Source organism: Bradyrhizobium ottawaense (assembly GCF_900099825.1).
In the GTDB taxonomy this organism is placed as follows: domain Bacteria; phylum Pseudomonadota; class Alphaproteobacteria; order Rhizobiales; family Xanthobacteraceae; genus Bradyrhizobium; species Bradyrhizobium ottawaense_A.
The window spans coordinates 7706555-7726721 of sequence record NZ_LT629693.1 but is presented as its reverse complement, the minus strand read 5'-3'; the positions used below and the strand labels follow the sequence as shown (position 1 = coordinate 7726721).

Annotated in this window: 19 protein-coding genes, 1 tRNA gene and 1 pseudogene; 11 read left to right on the top strand and 10 right to left on the bottom strand. The window is 61.1% G+C overall.

Annotation, left to right across the window (positions count from 1 at the left end; genetic code table 11):
• Positions 1 to 349 precede the first annotated feature (349 nt).
• Both BLR13_RS36550 and BLR13_RS36545 read left to right on the top strand, forming a co-directional pair.
• On the top strand, positions 350 to 1057 hold the full coding sequence (locus tag BLR13_RS36550; protein WP_244525010.1) for a TetR/AcrR family transcriptional regulator: 708 nt from the start codon (positions 350 to 352) through the stop codon (positions 1055 to 1057).
• Between the two features lie 155 nt (positions 1058 to 1212).
• Entirely contained in the window at positions 1213 to 2184 is a 972-nt protein-coding gene (locus BLR13_RS36545) for a zinc-dependent alcohol dehydrogenase family protein (RefSeq protein WP_074830039.1), read from the top strand.
• 101 nt (positions 2185 to 2285) lie between these two features.
• Here the strand turns inward: BLR13_RS36545 and BLR13_RS36540 are convergent, their stop codons facing one another.
• The gene (locus BLR13_RS36540; protein ID WP_074832347.1) at positions 2286 to 3182 is read right to left on the bottom strand and encodes a DUF2189 domain-containing protein; all 897 of its coding nucleotides are present in this window, start codon (positions 3180 to 3182) and stop codon (positions 2286 to 2288) included.
• A gap of 554 nt (positions 3183 to 3736) precedes the next feature.
• Between BLR13_RS36540 and coxB the strand changes: the two genes are divergently transcribed.
• The 5 genes from coxB (at position 3737) to BLR13_RS36515 (ending at position 8269) form a co-directional block, all read left to right on the top strand.
• Positions 3737 to 4570, top strand: a complete 834-nt coding sequence (gene coxB, locus BLR13_RS36535) for a cytochrome c oxidase subunit II (protein ID WP_074830040.1) — start codon at positions 3737 to 3739, stop codon at positions 4568 to 4570.
• A 73-nt stretch (positions 4571 to 4643) separates the two neighbouring features.
• The gene (gene ctaD, locus BLR13_RS36530) at positions 4644 to 6419 is read left to right on the top strand and encodes a cytochrome c oxidase subunit I (RefSeq protein WP_074830047.1); all 1776 of its coding nucleotides are present in this window, start codon (positions 4644 to 4646) and stop codon (positions 6417 to 6419) included.
• Positions 6416 to 7120: a cytochrome c oxidase subunit 3 gene (locus tag BLR13_RS36525; RefSeq protein ID WP_074830049.1), complete on the top strand. Its 705-nt coding sequence runs from the start codon at positions 6416 to 6418 to the stop codon at positions 7118 to 7120. Before ctaD ends, BLR13_RS36525 begins: the two co-directional genes overlap by 4 nt.
• A 15-nt stretch (positions 7121 to 7135) precedes the next feature.
• Positions 7136 to 7858, top strand: coding sequence for a heme-copper oxidase subunit III family protein (locus tag BLR13_RS36520; protein ID WP_074830052.1), 723 nt, complete (start codon positions 7136 to 7138; stop codon positions 7856 to 7858).
• Between the two features lie 9 nt (positions 7859 to 7867).
• Complete coding sequence (locus BLR13_RS36515) at positions 7868 to 8269, top strand: cytochrome C oxidase subunit IV family protein (protein WP_074830056.1); 402 nt, start codon at positions 7868 to 7870, stop codon at positions 8267 to 8269.
• 78 nt (positions 8270 to 8347) lie between these two features.
• On the opposite strand, the gene glnA is transcribed toward BLR13_RS36515, so the two are convergent.
• Together glnA and BLR13_RS36505 are read right to left on the bottom strand one after the other, a co-directional pair.
• A complete protein-coding gene (glnA, locus tag BLR13_RS36510; protein ID WP_074830059.1) occupies positions 8348 to 9778 on the bottom strand; it encodes a type I glutamate--ammonia ligase in 1431 nt (476 codons plus the stop codon).
• 182 nt (positions 9779 to 9960) lie between these two features.
• Complete coding sequence (locus BLR13_RS36505) at positions 9961 to 10143, bottom strand: hypothetical protein (protein WP_057848834.1); 183 nt, start codon at positions 10141 to 10143, stop codon at positions 9961 to 9963.
• A gap of 289 nt (positions 10144 to 10432) precedes the next feature.
• Between BLR13_RS36505 and BLR13_RS36500 the strand changes: the two genes are divergently transcribed.
• Entirely contained in the window at positions 10433 to 10792 is a 360-nt protein-coding gene (locus BLR13_RS36500) for an SPW repeat domain-containing protein (protein WP_083387717.1), read from the top strand.
• 114 nt (positions 10793 to 10906) lie between these two features.
• On the opposite strand, the gene BLR13_RS36495 is transcribed toward BLR13_RS36500, so the two are convergent.
• The 5 genes and pseudogenes from BLR13_RS36495 to BLR13_RS42485 form a co-directional block, all read right to left on the bottom strand.
• Positions 10907 to 12232: an MFS transporter gene (locus BLR13_RS36495; protein ID WP_074830062.1), complete on the bottom strand. Its 1326-nt coding sequence runs from the start codon at positions 12230 to 12232 to the stop codon at positions 10907 to 10909.
• Positions 12233 to 12640: 408 nt separating this feature from the next.
• Positions 12641 to 13741, bottom strand: coding sequence for a dihydrolipoamide acetyltransferase family protein (locus BLR13_RS36490; protein WP_074830065.1), 1101 nt, complete (start codon positions 13739 to 13741; stop codon positions 12641 to 12643).
• Between the two features lie 19 nt (positions 13742 to 13760).
• Positions 13761 to 14740 (bottom strand): annotated as a pseudogene (locus tag BLR13_RS36485) (alpha-ketoacid dehydrogenase subunit beta).
• Positions 14733 to 15818, bottom strand: coding sequence for a pyruvate dehydrogenase (acetyl-transferring) E1 component subunit alpha (gene pdhA, locus BLR13_RS36480; RefSeq protein WP_074830072.1), 1086 nt, complete (start codon positions 15816 to 15818; stop codon positions 14733 to 14735). The pseudogene BLR13_RS36485 and the gene pdhA overlap by 8 nt, the downstream one beginning before the upstream one ends.
• 247 nt (positions 15819 to 16065) lie before the next feature.
• Positions 16066 to 16428 (bottom strand): hypothetical protein, encoded by a 363-nt coding sequence (locus BLR13_RS42485; protein ID WP_157793758.1) that lies wholly within the window; start codon positions 16426 to 16428, stop codon positions 16066 to 16068.
• A gap of 62 nt (positions 16429 to 16490) precedes the next feature.
• Between BLR13_RS42485 and BLR13_RS40825 the strand changes: the two genes are divergently transcribed.
• Positions 16491 to 16592: transfer RNA gene (locus tag BLR13_RS40825), tRNA-OTHER, on the top strand.
• A gap of 123 nt (positions 16593 to 16715) precedes the next feature.
• Here the strand turns inward: BLR13_RS40825 and BLR13_RS36465 are convergent.
• Positions 16716 to 16916 carry a hypothetical protein gene (locus BLR13_RS36465; protein WP_074830079.1) on the bottom strand — a complete coding sequence of 67 codons (201 nt, stop codon included), beginning with the start codon at positions 16914 to 16916 and terminating at the stop codon, positions 16716 to 16718.
• Between the two features lie 74 nt (positions 16917 to 16990).
• On the bottom strand, positions 16991 to 17389 hold the full coding sequence (locus tag BLR13_RS36460; protein ID WP_074830087.1) for a RidA family protein: 399 nt from the start codon (positions 17387 to 17389) through the stop codon (positions 16991 to 16993).
• A 216-nt stretch (positions 17390 to 17605) separates the two neighbouring features.
• Here BLR13_RS36460 and BLR13_RS36455 point away from each other — a divergent pair, with 216 nt between their 5' ends.
• Positions 17606 to 18484: a DMT family transporter gene (locus BLR13_RS36455; RefSeq protein WP_074830089.1), complete on the top strand. Its 879-nt coding sequence runs from the start codon at positions 17606 to 17608 to the stop codon at positions 18482 to 18484.
• Positions 18485 to 18697: 213 nt separating this feature from the next.
• Positions 18698 to 20119, top strand: coding sequence for a caspase family protein (locus BLR13_RS36450; protein WP_074830092.1), 1422 nt, complete (start codon positions 18698 to 18700; stop codon positions 20117 to 20119).
• Positions 20120 to 20167: the final 48 nt, after the last annotated feature.

Here is a 20167-nt window from a genome sequence, read left to right as displayed (position 1 = left end):
GGAGCCCCGTTCCGATGGAATTGGAACGGGGCTCCAGATTTTTGATTTGACGCGTTTTCTTGACGCGAACCGGTTTCCACTTCGCTGGAAAACGCTCCAGGTCGTGTGGACTCTAAGAATTCCCTTTTAAGAGCAAATCAGATTCAAGACTGCGTTTGGGAGGCAGTCTTGGGTGTGATGGACCGATTGGTTTTGAGCGACGCCCACCAGCACGCTGCCGCGGCGCTTGGCCGCTCGCGCGGCGGCCTGAGTCCTGGTGTCGAAGCGCATCATCTCTCTCCGTTGTCGTGCCCGCGCACGCGGGCATCCAGTTCGCCCAGAGGACGTGGAAGGGGGCCCTGCACGAACCATGAAGGCCTGCGTATGCTGGATGCCCGCGTGCGCGGGCATGACAGTGGGGAAATGCATCAGACTTTTTCAGCTCGATTTTTTATCCTCTCCCCTTCTTCCAAAACCACGCTATGTAAGATCCATGGCCCGTCCCCGCACCTTCGATCCCGACACCGTGCTTGATGCCGCGCTTCAAGTGTTCTGGAGCAAGGGCTTTCACGGCACGTCGTTCGATGACATCACAGCAGTGAGCGGCCTGACCAAACCCAGCCTCTATGCGGCGTTCGGTGACAAGAACGCATTGTTTCGCAAGGCGCTGGATCGCTATCACGGCTTTCTGCTCAAGCGCACCAAAACGCAGCTGGCGAAGGGCGTAACCGCGCGCGAGGCGATCGCGGCGTGGCTCGCCGACTATATTCCCCTGTGCACGGGCAGCCGCGGCGCCCGGGGCTGTTTCTCCATCAACACGCTGACCGATAGCGCGCTCGACGACGCCGAGATTACCGGAAGCGCCATCCGCTTCTATCGCGATCTCGAAGCGATGGTCGCCGCGCGATTGACACAAGGTGCGAGCGAATTCCCCGACGATTTCAATGCGGCTGCAACGGCCCGCACTATGATCGCGGCGTATGCCGGACTGATGGTGCTCGCGAAGGACGCGCCCTCCGCCGCCGAGACCAAGGCGGTGGCCGCACAATTGCTGCGGTTGCTCGATACCCCCTCTTGACAGCGGCATTCTGTTATATACCGTATAGTATATAATCTGGCAACAGCCGGGCAACGCGTCGTCATCTGACCTTTGAAACGGGTCGGCTTCGCTCGGAGATGTCCGAATGGAAAACGATGACGGCTGCGCCAACCACAGTAATCCGGAGAATTCCCATGAAAGCCGTTCAGATTGTCGCGTTCGGAAAACCAACCGAAGTGTTGCAAGTCGCCGATGTGCCGGATGTCGGCGCGCCCGGCCCGAACGAAGTCGTGATCGCGCTGGAAGCATCACCGATCAATCCCAGCGATCTATTCATGTTTACAGGAAACTACGGCTACCGTCCGCCGCTGCCGTCGATCGTCGGAGCGGAGGGCGCCGGCCGCGTGGTGGCGGTCGGCTCGAACGTCAAGCACCTCAAGGAGGGCGACCACTCCATCGTTCCGTTCGGATCGCCGACCTGGGCCGAACGCATCAAGGTCGACGCCACCTGGTTGCGCCCGTTGCCCGCCGGCGACATCAAGCAATTCGCGATGCTTGGCGTCAATCCGGCGACCGCCTACCTGCTGTTGACCGATTTCGTGGCGCCGCAGCCGGGCCAGTGGGTAATTCAGAACGGTGCCAACTCCGGCGTCGGCCGCGCGGTGATCCCGATCGCAAAATCGCTGGGATTGAAAACCGTCAATGTGGTCCGCCGCGCCGAACTGGTCGACGAGATCAAGGCGCTCGGCGGCAATATCGTGCTGCTCGACGGAGCGGATCTGCCGAAGCGCGTGGCGGAGGCCACCGGTAACGCACCGATCACGCTGGCCCTCGATGTGGTCGGCGACACCGGAACCACGGGCCTGCTGGGCAGCCTCGCGCAGCGCGGCACGCTGGTCTCCTACGGCGCTATGAGCCGCAAGGCCATGGTGGCGCCGCCGCAACCGCTGATTTTCAAGGACATCACGATTCGCGGATTCTGGCTGGTGACCTGGTTGCAGAAAGCCACGCCGAAGATGGTCGCCGAGATGTACGACCGCCTGGTGCCGATGGTGGCCTCCGGCTCCATCGCCACCCCGATCGCCGCAACGTTCCCGTTCGAACAGGTGACAAAGGCGATCGAAACGGCGATCGCAGGACAGGGCAAGGTGCTGCTGACGCCGTGACGCGCAAGGCGCAAGGCGCGAAATCGAAACACAAAACGTAGGGCGGAGGCGTAACCCACCGCTCGCCAGCACAGTGATCGTGAATGGCGGATTGCGCTGCGCTAGCGCTCGCGACTCCAGGGGAACAGTGAGGCCGGGAAATCTGCGGCATAGCGATGACCTATCGGCGGTCGCGGCTGTTCTTCCGGCGGATTCGGGTCAGGCTCGATCACCTTCCGATAAAGATGCCAGGTGGCATGACCGAGCACCGGCAGAACGACGGCGAGACCGACGAAGAACGGCAGCGAACCAATCGCCAGCAGTGCCGCAACAATCAGCCCCCATACCGCCATCGCAAATGGATTTTCCTTCACGGCCCGCAGCGAAGTCCGGATTGCGTCGATCGCAGTCGCATGCCGGTCGAGCATCAGCGGAAACGACACCACACTGACGCACAGGGCCACGACGGCGAACAGCAAGCCGACGCCGCAGCCGACGATGATGAGTGACCATCCTTCCGGCGTCGTCAAAACACGCGTTGCGAAATCAGGGATGCTGGCGGCCGGAGCGTGGCCGAACGTTGCTATGTAGATAGCGTCCGCAGCGCCGATCCAGACCCCGAACAGAACGAGCAGTAGTACGCCTAGCTCGAGAATGGCGCCGAAGGACGGTGAGCGCAGCACCTGCATTGCATCCCATGCTGCCGCTTCCTCTCCGCGCTCGCGGCGGCGGCTGAGTTCGTAGAGGCCGAGCCCGGCAAAAGGACCGATCAGGGTAAAGCCGGCGGCGAGCGGAAAGAGCAGCGGCAGCACCGAATAGCCGATGGCAAGTCTGAACAGGACAAGTCCGAGGACAGGATAAATCACGCACAGGACGACGGCGTGAGTTGGGATGGCCTTGAAGTCTTCCCAGCCCAGGCGCAGTGCCTCGCCGAGGTCGGAAAGGCTGATCTTGCGAACAACAAAGGGGGTAGAGACGCCAAACACTTGCAGTTTGGGTCTTGCGAATACTGTGGTCATGGCTCCGGTCTCCTTGCTTCTGATCGCAGGGGAACGGAGCGCACTCAGAACGCGCGCCGCCTCGTGCGCGAAAATCGCGATCGAGCCCGGCAAATCAGGTTCAACGTGAAGGAGCTTTGCCGGACGACTCCTGTCGCGACCGGTACAGTGAAGTTAGCGCGATATACGATAGAAGCAAGATGGCGCTCACGGTTGGGTGAATTTTGCATCCGCACACATCGTTTGCTGCGCCGCATCACCGGACGGCTGGTGTGGACGGATGCTCGTCGGATGGCACACACCCACCGGACAGGGTCGTGACGTAAGCCCGTTATGAGCTATTGACGCAAGGCGCGACGGGGATCATCTTAAAATCATAAATTGCTGAAGGCGCCCCTAGCTCCTGGAATGAGCGGTCGCGACCAGTCCTCTATGTCAAGTTTGACGTCGCGACCGGTTGAATGGGCGAGGCAAGAGGCCCGACGATGGCGAAAGTGAAGTTCGCCGTCGCAACAGACGCGAGCCCCGCCCCTTGATTCGTATCCGCAGCCTTTAATGGCAAGGATGAATGAGGGATGGCTGTAGCACTCATACTGCTTTTGGTAGCGGTCGCCTCGGTGCTGTTTCACATTTTCAGCCCGTGGTGGTGGACGCCGCTCGCCTCCAACTGGCGCTACATCGACGACACGATCACCCTGACGTTCTGGATCACCGGAGCCGTTTTCTTCGCGGTCGTCGCGTTCATGGCCTATTGCGTCTTCCGCTTTCGTCACGTGGAGGGAAGACAGGCAGCCTACAATCCCGAAAACAAGAAGCTCGAATGGTGGCTCAGCATCGGGACCGCCATCGGCGTCGCAGCCATGCTGGCACCCGGGCTGGTCGTCTGGCACCAGTTCGTCACAGTTCCGGCCGATGCGACCGATGTCGAGGTCATGGGACAACAGTGGATGTGGAGCTATCGGCTTCCCGGAAAGGACGGCCGGCTCGGGACTTCCGACGCCCGCCATGTCAGTTCCGAAAATCCCATGGGGTTGAATCCCGACGATCCCGCCGGACAAGACGACATCGTCATTCAAAACGACGATTTGCACCTGCCGGTTGGAAAACCGGTGAAGGTGCTGCTCCGCTCGATTGATGTCCTGCATGATTTCTATGTGCCCGAGTTCCGGGCGAAGATGGATATGATACCGGGCTCGGTCACGTATTACTGGTTGACGCCCACCCGCACCGGAACATTCGACGTTCTCTGCGCCGAACTCTGCGGCGCCGCGCATGCGCAGATGCGAAGCAAGGTCGTCGTCGAGGAAGAGAAAGAATATCACGCGTGGCTGCAGAAGCAGCACACGTTCGCCGAGCTTTCGGGGCAACGCGACGTCGCGAAGGCGGCCTACAGGTCAGGAAGCGAATGAAAATGCCGACGAGGAGATGCGACCTGCCGTAAGGCGGTCTCCTCGCTGAAGAGAGGCCAAGGAGGGAATTCCGATGGTCGATGTCCCGTTTGACACAGTAGCAGGCATTCCGCCCGCAGAAGTGGGTGAGGTCGACCTCTATCATCCGAGAAGCTGGTGGACGAGGTACGTCTTTTCGCAGGACGCCAAGGTTATCGCCATCCAGTACTCGATCACCGCGATGGCCATCGGAATGGTTGCGCTGGTGCTGTCATGGCTGATGCGACTGCAGCTCGGATTTCCCGGCACCTTTTCCTTCATCGATTCCAACCAATACCTGCAGTTCATCACCATGCACGGCATGATCATGGTGATCTACCTGCTCACGGCGTTGTTCCTCGGCGGCTTTGGTAACTACCTCATCCCGCTGATGGTCGGCGCCCGGGACATGGTGTTCCCCTATGTGAACATGTTGAGCTATTGGGTCTACCTGCTCGCGGTCGTGGTGCTGGCCTCGACCTTTTTCGTACCCGGCGGGCCCACCGGCGCCGGCTGGACGCTGTACCCGCCCCAGGCGATTCTCTCCGGCACCCCCGGGCAGGATTGGGGCATCGTTCTCATGCTGGCCTCCCTGATCCTGTTCATTATCGGCTTCACGATGGGCGGGCTCAATTATGTGGTGACGGTGTTGCAGGCGCGCACACGCGGCATGACGTTGATGCGTTTGCCCTTGACCGTGTGGGGCATTTTCACGGCTACGGTCATGGCGCTGCTGGCCTTCCCGGCACTGTTCGTGGCCTCGGTGATGCTGTTGCTCGACCGCCTGTTGGGGACCAGCTTCTTCATGCCCACGCTGGTCGAGATGGGCACGCTGACGAAATATGGCGGTGGCAGCCCGATCCTGTTCCAGCACCTGTTCTGGTTCTTCGGCCATCCCGAAGTCTACATCGTCGCCTTGCCGGCCTTCGGCATCATTTCCGATCTGATCAGCGTCCACGCGCGCAAGAACATCTTCGGCTATCGCATGATGGTCTGGGCCATCGTGGGAATCGGCGCCCTCAGCTTCGTCGTGTGGGCGCACCACATGTATGTGAGCGGCATGAACCCCTACTTCGGGTTCTTCTTCGCCACCACGACGCTCATCATCGCCATCCCTACCGCCATCAAGGTTTACAACTGGGTGCTGACCCTGTGGCGCGGCGACATTCATCTCACCATCCCGATGCTGTTTGCGCTTGCGTTCATCATCACATTCGTCAACGGCGGCTTGACCGGCCTGTTTCTTGGCAACGTGGTGGTGGACGTTCCGCTGTCCGACACGATGTTCGTTGTAGCCCACTTCCATATGGTGATGGGCATTGCACCGATCATGGCCGTGTTCGGCGGGATCTATCACTGGTATCCGAAAGTCACCGGACGAATGCTCAATGAGGCACTTGGACGATTCCACTTCTGGGTCTCGTTCCTGGGGGCCTATGCGATCTTCTTCCCCATGCACTATCTCGGCCTCCTGGGCATGCCCCGCCGCTATCACGACATCGGCGAAACGTCCTTCATCCCGGCATCCGCGCACGACCTCAATGCGTTCATGAGCATAGCGGCCTTGATTGTCGGCTTTGCCCAGCTGGTGTTCCTGTTCAATCTGATCTGGAGTCTGTTCAAGGGGCGAGAGGCTGGCGGCAATCCCTGGGGAGCGGCGTCGCTGGAATGGCAAACGCCTGAGACCCCGCCGGGGCATGGCAACTGGGGCAAGGAACTCCCGATCGTCTATCGCTGGGCTTACGACTACAGCGTACCCGGCGCCGCCAGGGACTTTGTGCCGCAAGATGAGCCGCCGGCCGGATTGTCCGCGCAGGGGTCTCACCCATGAGCGCCATCATCCTGTTCATGGCTGGAATAGCGGCAATTGCGGGATGGTGGCTCTCACAGCAACGGCTCACAGCCAAACCCTGGCTGGAGGAAGGGCTGAACGTCGATTTTCGCGAACAGAGCACCTCGTCCCTGCCGCCGGCGAAAATCGGACTGGGCGTGTTTCTCGCGGTCGTCGGCTCGTTGTTCGCGCTGTTCATCAGCGCTTACTCGATGCGCATGAACCTGGTGGACTGGCGGACGCTGCCGGTGCCAGCGCTGCTGTGGTTCAACACAGCCGTCCTGGTCCTGAGCAGTGTGGCGCTGCAATGGGCGTATATGGCCGCGCGCCGCGACGACATCGACGGCGTCATCGTAGGCCTGTGCGCCGGTGGCGCATCCGCCGTTACATTCCTGGTCGGGCAACTGCTGGCGTGGCGCCAGCTGAGTGGCGCCGGGTATTTCCTGGCGTCCAATCCAGCCAATTCGTTCTTCTACCTGATCACCGCGATGCACGGCCTACATCTGATGGGCGGCCTGGTGGCCCTCGGCAGAACGACGGCCAAGGTGTGGCGTGGCGCCGAGGCGACCCAAATTCGCCTGAGCGTGGAACTCTGCGCCATCTACTGGCATTTCCTGCTGGTGGTCTGGCTGGTCCTGCTCGGCCTGCTGACCGGCTGGACGGACAATTTCATCGACATCTGTCGCCAGTTGCTGAGCTAGAGAGGCAAGGACCAGATGGCAGAGACTGTGCTGATAAATACGGTAGAACCGCAAGCGCGGCCGGCGGGCTTGCGAGGCATCGCCGCCGACTGGTCCTCGGATCAGCGCGCCTTCAAGAATGTCTCCTGGGGGAAGGCCATGATGTGGATCTTCCTCCTCAGCGACACCTTTATCTTCAGCTGTTTCCTGCTGTCGTACATGACGGCCCGAATGTCCACGACCGTGCCGTGGCCCAACCCCAGCGAAGTCTTCGCGCTCACGATCGGAGACAAGAAAATCCCGCTCATCCTCATCGCCATCATGACCTTCATCCTGATCAGCAGCAGCGGAACGATGGCGATGGCCGTCAACTTCGGTTACCGCCGCGATCGCGCCAAGACTGCAGCCTTGATGCTGGCGACAGCGGCATTCGGCGCAACCTTTGTCGGAATGCAGGCCTTCGAGTGGACCAAGCTGATCATGGAGGGCGTCCGGCCCTGGGGCAACCCTTGGGGCGCGGCGCAGTTCGGTTCAAGCTTTTTCATGATCACCGGTTTCCACGGCACCCACGTGACGATCGGCGTGATCTTCCTGATCGCCATCGCGCGAAAGGTTTGGCGGGGAGACTTCGATGTCGAACGGCGCGGTTTTTTCACGAGCCGGAAAGGGCATTACGAGATCGTCGAAATCACCGGCCTGTACTGGCACTTCGTCGATCTTGTGTGGGTGTTCATCTTTGCACTTTTTTATCTCTGGTGAGGTCGCCGCATGACAAACGCAGCGGTACATCTGGAAGGGCAGCAACATCCGCTGCAGACACACATGCATGACGCACTCGCATCAGGCGTTGCGCACACAAAGGGCCAGCAGCATCCGATCAAGCTTTATCTCGTGGTCTGGGGATGGTTGTTCGTTCTCAGCACCTGCTCGTATCTCGTCGACTACTTTGGCCTCCATGGCTATCTCAGATGGTCGCTGATCCTGCTGTTCATGGTGTTGAAGGCTGGTCTGATCGTTGCCGTCTTCATGCACATGGCCTGGGAGCGGCTGGCCCTGGCCTACGCAATCCTGCTGCCGCCGATACTGGTGTTGGTGTTTGTCGCGATCATGGTGCTCGAATCCGACTACACGCATCTGCTCCGGGTCATATTTTTCGCGCCAACGGTGTAGCCGCCGCTGCGCCGTACCAGCCACATACGTGATGCTTGCAAATTGGACCGACCAAGCGTCGCCTAACCGGCTAGGTGTTTAGATGTCGTAATAGAGATGAAACTCGTGGGGATGGGGGCGCAGCCGTATGGCATCAATCTCCTTCTTTCGCTTGTAGTCGAGCCAGGTTTCGATCACGTCGCTGGTGAACACATCGCCGCGCAGCAGGAACGCGTGATCGTGTTCGAGCGCGTCAAGCGCCTGGTCCAACGATCCGGGCGTCGATTTCACCTCTTTGGCCTCGGCGGGCGGGAGGTCATAAAGATTCTTGTCGATCGGGCTGCCGGGGTCGATGCGATTGTTGATGCCGTCAAGGCCGGCCATCAGCATCGCGGCGAAGGCCAAATAGGGATTGCAGGAGGGATCCGGTGAACGGAACTCGACGCGTTTCGCGCGCGGGTTCGGCGAATACATTGGAATCCGGCAGCAAGCGGAACGATTGCGCTGGGAATAGACCAGGTTGATCGGAGCTTCGTAACCCGGCACCAGGCGCCGATAGGAGTTGGTGGTCGGGGCGCAAAGCCCGCATAACGCCCAGGCATGCGTCAGCAGCCCACCGATGTAGTAGCGGCCAAGCTCGCTCAGCTCGGCATAGTCCGCCTTGTCGTAGAATAGGTTGGTCTCGCCCTTCCACAAGCTCTGATGAACGTGCATTCCCGAGGCGTTGTCCTCGAACAGCGGTTTGGGCATGAACGTCGCGGTCATGCCGTTTTGGCGGGCAGTATTCTTGACCACGTATTTGTAGATCATCAGGTTGTCGGCCATGCGGGTCAGCGTGGTGAAGCGCATGTCGATTTCGTTTTGGCCGCCGGTCGCGACTTCATGGTGATGGGCTTCGATCGCAATTCCCAGCGACTCCATGGTCAGTACCATTTCGGTACGGAGATCCTGCATGCTGTCGGTCGGAGGAACCGGAAAGTATCCCTCCTTCGGGCGCGGCTTGTGGCCCAAATTCGGCGCCTCCTTCCTGCCGGTGTTCCAACTGCCTTCGGTGGAATCGATTTCGTGGAAGGCGTAGTTGATGCCCTGTCCGTAGCGTACCTCGTTGAATACGAAGAACTCGGCCTCCGGACCGAAATAGCTGGTATCGGCGCGGCCAGTGCCCTTCAGGTAGGTCTCGGCCTTCTGGGCGATGTAGCGGGCGTCGCGGCTATAGGATTGACCGGTCACCGGGTCCCTGATGTTGCAGATCAGGACCAGTGTTGTTGCCGGGGTAAACGGATCGACGAAGGCCGTCGTCGGGTCGGGAACGACCAACATGTCGCTTTCCTGGATCTCCTGGAAACCGCGGATCGATGAGCCGTCGAATCCGATGCCTTCATTGAGCGCGTCGATACTTACTGCGCTCGGCGGAACGGAAAAATGCTGCCAGACCCCCGGCAAGTCGGTGAACCGCAGATCGATCATCTCGACCTTCTCGTCCTTGATCGCCTTCAGGACATCTTCGGCTGTCACACAATGCGGAACCATGGCTTAGCTCCTGTAACCAAGAGAGGCGCCTTGAAGATCGTGTTGCCGTTCCGCCGCGGCCAAGCGGTCTGGGATGGATTTTGGTCCGCGTTCCAACTTCCGCGCCGCCGCCACACCGGCCTCAACCTGGCATGGCAGCGCTCGCATTCAGGCACACCTTGTCACGCGCGAGCCCGGCAGCTTCAGCTTTGGTGCGGCCCGCGCATGAGCTTCATCGCGTCTTCGATATGCCGCCAGGTTCTGGCCAGTTCCGCCTCGCCCTTTGCTTCAAGCTCGATGGCGTTCTGGGCGGCTTCAGCAATGGCCTTCGGGCCGTGTGCTTCCAGCAACTGCCGCGCATAGTCATGGATTTCGATTTCTCGCATGGCGTCATGCTCCTTCGTTCTGCGCGACCGTGAATTCCAGTCGGGCAGCAGAACCGTAGACGTCCACCAGGCCCTCACAGTTTGCATCCTGGCGCGGGGCGTTTGCAAGAGGTCTCTTCCTGGTCATGGGCCGTCAAGGACCGATGGGCGTACCGTAATTCCTCTACGGCCAGATCAGCGGCAGCAGAACCCCCGTTCTGTCTTCGCCTCATCGTCAAGCGCAGGCGTTGGTGGGATGCATTGTCAGCGGTGCATCACCATATACGGAGACGGAAGGGAGGTGAGTATGATGCGCATTCAACATTGGCAGGACGCCGGCAGCCTGTTGTTGGGCGTGTGGCTGGTCTTGTCGCCGTTCGCCCTGGGATTCGCCGGGGCAGAAGTCTGGCTGACTATCGCGCTTGGGTTGTGCGTCATTCTGTTTGCCGTAGAGGGATTTGTCATTCCATCCTATCTGGAGGAATGGGGAGAAATCCTCATCGGTCTGGCTCTGGTGGTTGTACCTTGGGCGATCGGCTACGAGTCATTGGCCACGGTAAGCAGTGTGGTCTCAGGCATAGTGGTGATCTTGCTTGCAGCCTCGGAACTGATGACCGATCGCGATTTCAACACCTGGTGGCACGATCGCTGGCATCACCCGGCCAGCTGAGAAGGGTAGTTGCCCGAGCCGAGCCTTTAGCCCAGCCGTTATCTACTTGCGACGTGGGCCACCGGTCGCGCCCCAAGTGCAGGGCCTTGGCGACCCCGCACTTGGGCGACTTTGTCACGATGCGAGTCTAGGCTCGATCGGTTCCCAGATGCTGATTTTACGAGTCTCCGGCATCAGGAAGAGGGCGAGCACGAAGCACACCGCTGGCACCAGAATCGGGTAGATCAGCGCGTAGCCGATGCTGCCGGTGGCCGCGAAAGCTGACGAAGTGATGAACGGCACCAATCCGCCTCCCCAGCCGTTGCCGATGTGATACGGCACCGACACCGACGTGTACCGAATCCTGCCGGGGAAGTATTCCGCCAGAAACGCCCCGACCGGCCCATACACCATCCCGACGTAGCAAACGAGGATGAAGATGATGAAGATCGCGACCGGATAGTTGATGTTGCCAGGCTGCGTGACCGTTCCCAGCCACACATACAGCGGATAGTACGTGATCGCGGCAAACAACATGCCTCCCAGGATCACCGGCTTGCGGCCGATCTGGTCTGACAGCCAGCCAAAAAAGATCAAGCTCGGCGTTGCAATGAGCAACGCAGCTCCCACGATGTAGGCTGAGGTCAACGGGTCCACCTTGGAAACCTGCTGCAGAAAGTACAGCGCCCAGAACTGACCGCTGTACCACACCACTCCCTGCCCGATCAGTACGACGGTGGCGATCAATATGTATTTGATGTTCGAGCTGAGGAAGGCCTCTTTCCAGGGGTTCCTGGTCATCTGCCCCCTCGCCTTGATCTCCTGGAAGATCGGCGTCTCCTGGAGCTGGAGCCGGATGTAGATTGCGATGGCCACCAGCAAGAACGAAACCAGGAACGGAACGCGCCACGCCCATTCGTCGAATGCTTGATTACCGAAATACGTCCGCGTCACAATGATTACGGCCAGCGACACCACGATCCCGAGAGTCGGAGAGGTCTGCAGCCAGCCGGTGTAGTAGCCGCGACTTTCGTCCGGCACATGCTCCGCAACATAGGTGATGGCGCCGCCATACTCGCCGCCCAGGCACAGGCCCTGGATCATGCGCAAGCCGAAGAGAACGAACGCGGCGGTCAGACCGATCGACTCGTAGGTCGGGATCAACCCGATCGCCCCCGTGCCGAGTCCCATTCCGCTGAGCGTAATGAGGAACGTATACTTGCGGCCGACCCGGTCGCCCATCCATCCGAAAAGGAACGCCCCCAGTGGACGGATCAGGAATCCTGCGGTGAACAGCGCAATCGTGCTCAGCAGGGCCGCGATCGGGTGGGATTGTTCAAAGAACTTGACCGACAGAACCGCGGCCAAGCTGCCGAAGATATAGAAGTCATACCATTCGATGACGTTTCCCACCGACGCAGCGATAATCACGCGGCGGAAATCCCTCGGGATAATTGCCATGTGTGGCTCCTATTATTTCAAGGCATTGCCTCCAATTTTTAGCGCTTTATTTGCTCGCGGAGCACGGTTCATATGCGACGTTTACAGGCGCGAATTGCGAGTGCGTCCGCAACGCCTGACCTCAGGGGAACTTGAACCACCTGAGGAGAGCTCCAACGGGCTTCGGTGCCGCGAGCCACCGCTGCTTCCTCCCATCTGTCCGGGAGCGGAAGCACGGAAAGCAGTGTAATCCTAACCGGACTGCCACCTATGAGACTTTTGGCTCATGGAACCGAACCGTCGCTGAAGTCCGCAGATCGGTTGGTCGGGATTGGCGGATGGCGGCCTGTCTGATCGCAACCCTGCCCATCGCCAGCGCGCCCTTGGCGCGGGACAGTTGCAGGAGCCCCCTTCCAGATCATAGGCGCTCTAGGAAGGCCGCTCAATATCCGACTTGAGCGCTACCAGGAAACGAGCGGCTTCGCCGCCCGTCACCACGCGATGGTCAAACGTGAGCGACAACGGCAGCACGCATCTCACCGTTGGCTGGCCCCGATGCGCGACCACCCGTTGGGCAATCCGGCCGGCGCCGACGATCGCCACTTGCGGTGGTACGACAATCAGGTTGGCAAACCGACCTCCAATCATCCCGAAGTTCGACAGCGTAATCGTCGCACCGCGCAGCTCCCCCGGAGGTATTGAGCGCGCGATTGCGTCAGCCCGCAGCCGGTCGAGCCCGGTTCGCAAGTCCGGTGCGTCACGCTCTGCGACATTGCGCATGACGGGGACGATAAGGCCTCCCCCAGTATCGACTGCGATGCCGATGTCGACGCGTTCGATCAGGCGCCGTTCTCCCGCGCCCGAATTGTACCAGACATTGAGCGCGGGCTCGGCTTTGCAGGCTGCAGCGATCGCACGCACCAGCCGGATGGTCACGTCCTCACCCTTGCGCCAATCGTCGATATCGGCGTCGTCGGTTACGGTGGCAGGGACGATTTCGGCATGGGCCGCTGTCATGCGTTGGGCCATCGCGCGCCGCAAGCCGCGCAAGGGCTCGGCGGGTCCCGCCTGGGACAAACTCTTCGCAGCCCGCTCGACATCGGCACGTGTCATGAAGCCGCCGGGCCCTGTAGCCTCGATAGAATCGAGATCGACGTCGAGCTTGCGCGCGAGCGCGCGCACCGCCGGAAACACGTGAAGTCCATGCCCAACCGCTCGCCCGGAAAGCGTTTCTGCCGCCGCTGGTGGTTCGCTGGCGCCAAGTTCGCCGACAATTGTGCCGGGGTCCTGCTCGGCGCCTTCGGCAAACTCGACGAGCGCCGCGCCGACCTTCACCATATCTCCTTTGGCGCCAAATAGACGCACGATGCGCCCGCTTAACGGCGCCGGCACTTCGACGACCGCCTTGTCGGTCTCGACGGAAACCAGGGGCTGATCGGTGACAACGTGGTCGCCCTCGTTGACATACCAGGTGACGATCTCCGCCTCCTCAAGGCCTTCTCCAAGATCCGGCAACTTGAACTGGCGCATGGGACAAGTCCGTTGAAGTTTAACTGAACTGGCAGGCTTTGCGCGCGGCGGTCACGATCCGGTCGACCGAAGGCATATAGCGCTGTTCAAGCCGCGCCATTGGAATGATGGTGTCGTAGCCGGTGACGCGGGTCACGGGTGCAAGCAGAGAGCCCAGGCCGCGCTCAGCGACAAGTGCAGCGATCTCGGCTCCAAATCCTCCAGTGCGTGATGCCTCGTGCACGATCACACAACGCCCAGTCTTGGCGACCGAAGCCAGCAAAGTGTCTTCATCGTAGGGCTTGAGCGTGGCGAGATCGATGACCTCCGCTGTGATGCCCTCGACAGCTAGTGCGTCGGCCGCCGCCATGGTCTCTTTCAGCATGGCGCCCCAACTGATCAACGTGATGTCGCGGCCTTCGCGCAGGACAAAGGCTAAATCCAGCGGCAAGGCTTCGCCATTGTCTTCCACTTCACCTTTTGCCGAGCGGTATAAGCGTGTTGGCTCCAGAAACACCACTGGATCTGGATCGCGGATTGCGGCCAGGAGAAGCCCGTATGCGCGTTCGGGCGATGAAGGGATGACAACGCGCAAGCCGGGAATATGGGCGAGCATTGCCTCGGTGCTTTCGGAGTGATGCTCGGGCGCGCGAATGCCGGCTCCATGCGGAGTTCGTAGAACCATTGGACAGGTAAGCCGTCCCTGGCTGCGGTTGCGCATTCGGGATGCGTGATTCACCAGTTGATCGATGCAGGGATACAGAAATCCCATAAACTGGATCTCGCCGACGGGCTTCAGGCCCTGCACCGCCATGCCGACGCAGAGCCCGCTAATAAGGAGTTCGGCAAGCGGTGTATCAAGGACGCGCTCCGATCCGAAACGCTCTTGCAGCCCGATGGTCGCGCGGAAAACGCCGCCGTTGACGCCGACATCTTCGCCCAGCACGACCACACTCGGATCATCCTGCATGCTCGGGCGAGCGCCAGATTGATGGCATCGACCAACGTCACCTCAGACATCGTCCTCTCCCGCGAGTTCACGCCGCTGCGCGACATAGGCCTTGGGCAGCTTGCCATAGAGATGATCGAACATGGTTTCCGGCCGGCGTGGCTCCGTGGTCAGATAGCGTTCGACCGCAGCCTCGATGCGCTCATGGCACTCGGTGGCAAGCTGTTCCTCCTCCGCTTTGCTCCACATTTTCTGGCCAACAAGGAAAGTCCGCAGGCGCGCAATCGGCTCTTCCTTCCAATGGGCCTGGACATCTTCAGCCGGACGGTAACGTGCCGCGTCATCAGCGGTGGTATGATCGCCGAGCCGGTAGGTGACCGCCTCGATGAAGCGGGGGCCTTGGCCGTCACGGGCTGCGGCAATTGCCTCTTCCGCCGCGGCGCGCATCGCCACCACATCGTTGCCATCCACCTGCTCGCCGATAAACCCGGCTGCGATGGCCTTCTGCGCAAGTGTTTCGGCGGCAGTTTGCAGTCGTAACGGCACAGAAATAGCCCATTGGTTGTTGGTGGCGACGAACACGACCGGCAATTTGTGCACACCGGCAAAATTCATCGCTTCGTAGACATCACCCTTGGAGGTGGCGCCATCGCCGAACATGCATACGGCGACACGCGGCTTCCGGCGCAACTTGAAGGCATAGGCCGCGCCGGCGGCATGCGGCGCCTGTGATCCGACGGGAACGCAAAACGGGAAATCCTGGAGCGGTCCGGAGAAATGATTGCCCCGTTCGTCGCCGCCCCAAAACAGCAGAATTTCCTCCAGCCCGACACCACGCCAGATCAGCGCGCCATTGTCGCGATAGGAGGGCAACAGGACGTCCTCCGCTCGCATCGCACTGGCTGTGCCAACGGACACCGCCTCCTGGCCGAGCGAAACGGCATAGGTCCCAAGCCGGCCGGTGCGCTGCAATGCAACAGCCTTTCGGTCAAAGATGCGCATCAGCACCATCGCTCGGTAGAGCGCGACGAGCAGGGTGGCATCGGAGGCGAATGCGGGGAGCGGCCGGCTTATCGAGCCGTCTGGCGCAAGGTAATTGCGGTGGCGCACCTCAAAGCGCGCGATCACCGGGAGCCCTCCGTCTGCCATTTTCTTGCTGGCCACGTTCTCGCTCCTGCAGCGATTTACCCCCCACACCTCGTAATTGGTGCTGGCCCGGGACTGTACAAGACCGTGATCCCCGATGGCGCGTGGCCGCGGCTGCGCTGCGGTGGATTCGCCTTCACCTTCGTGGAAGCGGCACCGCGTCAGTGGTATATTAGGGCATGGCAAATGGTCAGGTTGTCCTCGTAACAACTCAACCGTTAGCGGGCGGTTCGCCTGTTCGCTCGGTCTACTATGTGGCTGAACAGGATCCAGCAAAGGCAAAGGCAATTGTCGGTGCAGTGATGGCCCCGAATGAAAGGGTCGAAGCATGGGGACCGCTTCCGGAAGTAGCCGTCAAAGCTCTGGGATTGAAACCCGGCGACTTCACGCACGGGTAACCGGCATCAAGCGGGTTTCCGTGGCGCGAGCGCACGGAATAAGACGAGAGTGAGCCATGCGGTCGAAATTCACGACGAGGCGTGGCTAGTTGCTGGAAACACACGGTGCCCGAGCCATCGCGGAAGCCGCTCAGAACACCATTGATCTCGAATTGAACGGCGATGTCGAAATGGCCAAAACCTGGCGTCGCCGCCAGGTGGGCGACGATTCCCATACGAGCGTTCGTTTACCTCACCGGTTTCGCATCAGAAACCACCTCGTCAAAGCGTTATGAGCGGGAGGATAATGGTTGGTTTGGTCGATTTGGCTGCATTTTCGTTCCGGTTCGATTGCGCTCGTTGCGCGGTCTGGTTGCAGGTTCGAGTCCTGCCGGGCCCACCGGGCGAAGGCGGGCTATTGTCCGCGAGCTACGGCTCGGCAAGCCACGCGGAGCACCGCACCAGAAACGCTTTTTTGTCGCTTGTTGCTCTGCTTCGGCGGCCGTCAAACTATAGCCGGTCGTTAGCTGGTTTTGGGCTTCGCCAGCTTCGCCGCGGTGTCCTTGATGGTCTTCGCGATCAACAGGGCCTGCTCCCTGTTGAAGGCAAAATCCTGCACGCCTTTTTGCGTGGTCAGCGAAAGCACCATGAGGTCCGGCTGCGCTTCCGGCCAGCCGGTCGCAAAGGCCGTCACGAAGTCTGCGGTGGTCGATCGATTGGTCATTGGCCGTCATTTCCTTTTGTCGTGTTCCAACGCGTCCGTCCGACGCGCGCGCCGTCCGTCCTTTACCCCATCTTTTATCCCTTGGGGACGTAGGCGGTAACCTCGATTTCCACCTTGGCCCGCTCGTCGACCAGCCCGCCGATATAGAGCAGCGTCGACGGCGGGAAATTCCGCCCCAGGGTTTCCTTCCAGGCCGCCCCAATGCCGGCGCCCGCGGCTTCGTATTCGCTGCGGCTGGTCAGATACCAGGTCAGGCGGACGATGTGCTCGGGGCCCGCGCCGGCCTCGGCAAGCAGTTTCATGATTCGCTTCAACGCCGTGCCGACCTGAGCGGCCATGTCGGGCGCATAGTCGCCCTTGTCGTCGCCGCCGGTCTGGCCGGCCAGCACGATCCACTTGCCCGGCCCGTCGATCTCGACCCCGTGTGAAAAGCCGCGCGGTTTCGACCATTCGGCCGGTTGCAGGATACGCATTGGGTCCTCCCTGTTCTTTCTTTTTCGTCATTCCGGGGCGAAGCGAAGCATCGAACCCGAAATGACCAACAAAGTCGGGTGATCCCTTAGCACCGAACAGGCGACCTCTCCCACCGCGAAATTGAGCCCGCCGTCGGCCAATTTGCGCGTTGCAAATCGGCGCGCGCTCGCCGATACCGGCCTTCCCTCCTCGATCCCCGGTCCAGTTTCCCGTCGATGACCCGAACACCCTCCAAACTGAAGGCAGCGATGTGGATGGCCTGCTGGCTGTCCCTGATGCTGATCCTGACCGTCGCCGGCCGCGAGGCCATGCGTGAACTGAACGTGTTTCAGCTCATGGAGGTGCGCTCGGCGCTGGGACTGGCGATGCTGTGTCCGCTGATCCTCGCCCAAGGCGGGTTTCACGTCGTGAAAACCGCGCGGTTTCCCCAGCACGCCGCGCGCAACCTCATTCACTACAGCGCGCAGCTCGGCTGGTTCTTCGCGCTGACGCTGATTCCGATCGGCCAGGTGGTGGCGATCGAGTTCACGATGCCGATCTGGACCGCGATCCTGGCCGCGAGTTTTCTCGGCGAGCGGATGACGCCCTGGAAGATTGCCGCGATCGTGCTCGGGGTGGTCGGCGTCGTCGTCATCGTCCGCCCCGCCATGGGCGCGATCAATCCTGGTCAGTTGATCGCGCTCGGCGCCGCGGTCGGGTTCGGGATTTCCATGGCCATGCTGAAATCCCTCACCCGCACCGAAAGCGCCCTGGCGGTGATCTTCTGGATGCTGGTGGTACAATCCGCCGCAGGCTTGCTGCCGGCGCTCTATGTCTGGACCTGGCCGTCGGCCCACACCTGGGGCTACATCGTCGTGATCGCGGTTTGCGGCACGTTTTCCCACTACTTCCTCGCCAGGGCGATGCAGTATGCCGACGCCACCGTGGTCGTGCCGATGGATTTCCTGCGGGTTCCGCTGACGGCCGCGGCGGGCTGGCTGATCTATTCCGAACGGCTCGACATGTTCACCGTGCTCGGCGCCGCCCTCATCCTGACCGGCAACCTGCTGAATCTGAAACCGGCGCGTCCGATTGCTGCGCCTGCCGGAACCTGATTGCGGCGTTCGGGCGGCTGGCTGTGATCTGGATCACGCGCGAAGCCAAACGCGTGCGATAGCCTCTCCGCCATCCGGAACCTGGCGGTAACGGACTGTTCCCGGGATTTGCGCAGGCCGACCACTTTTTGCCGCGCGAAGTGCGGTTTTTTCGTGTAATCTCGGGTTCAACGTTACAGCCAAATTCTTTTCGATTCTGCCAGGGGATTTCAGATGCGCTACCCAACCCTCATTTTTTCCCTGCTCTGCATGATGCTTTCCGCCGGCGCCGCGAACGCCGAACGGCGCGTCGCCTTCGTGGTCGGCAACGGCGCCTACAAGAACGTCGCCCAGCTTCCGAACCCGCCGGTCGACGCCAAGGCGATGGCCGGCGTGTTGCGCAATGTCGGTTTCGAGGTGGTCGAAGGCACCAACCTCACCCGCGACAAGATGACGGAAAAGCTGCTGGACTTCGGCAAGAAGGCGCAAGGTGCCGATGTCGCCGTCTTCTTCTATGCCGGTCACGGCATCGCCATCAGCGGCACCAACTATCTGCTGCCGATCGACGCCGACATCAAATCGGAAATGGACGTCAAGCTCGGCGCCGCCATCAACATCGACCTCACGCTCGACCAGACCATGAGCGACGCCAAGGTCAAGCTGGTGTTCCTCGATGCCTGCCGCGATAATCCGTTCGCCGCCAAGATCAAGTCGAATTCGGCGACCCGCAGCGTATCGGTCGGATCGGGCCTTGCCGAAATGAAGTCCGGTGAAGGCACGCTGATCGCGTTCGCGACCGGCCCGGGCCAGACCGCGCTCGACGGCCAGGAAGGCACCAACAGCCCGTTCACCCGCGCCCTGATCGCCAACATCGCGACCCCCGGGGTCGAGATCCAGCAGGCGATGACCAAGGTCCGCGCCCAGGTCAACGAGGAGACCAACAAGGGCCAACTGCCCTGGGGCCACACCAACCTGATCGGCTCGGTCTATCTGAACGGTGCGCCCGCCCCCGCCACGGCGAACGGGGCCGCGCCGGCTCAGGCGCCGGTCGCCGTGGCCTCCGCGCCGGGATCCGACGTCGAGCTCGAGTTCTGGCGCTCGATCAAGGACTCCAACAAGGTGGAAGAGCTCAACGCCTACGTCACCAACTATCCGAACGGCCAGTTCAAGCCGCTGGCGCTGTCGCGCATTGCGGCGCTGGAGAACGGCGCCAGCACCGCGACCCGCAACCTGACCACCGGCGTTGATCCCGCGACCTTCAACGAAGCGGCCAACCAGGTCACCGAGGACCAGATCGGCCTCGACAAGGGACAGCGCCGCGACGTGCAGCGCCGCCTGACCGGGCTCGGCTTCGACACCAAGGTAACCGGCAAGTTCGACGAGCAGACCCGCGCCGTGATCACGCGCTGGCAGGCTGCCCGCGGCTATCCCTCGTCCGGCTTCCTCAACAAGCTGCAGCACAAGGCCATGCTGTCGGAAATCGTCGCGGCCACGCCATCGGCAAGTTCGAGCGACGACGGAGATCGCCCGGCCCGTCGCCGTGCGAGTGGTGGTGGCGGCGGCGGTGGCGGTGGTCACTATCGCGGCGGCGGCGGCGGTGATCCCGCCGGAGCCGGACGCTTCATCGGCGGCGTGATGGGCGGAATACTCCGCTAAGCCTGCCAACAGGACAAAAAAGCCCGGGATCATGTCCCGGGCTTTTTC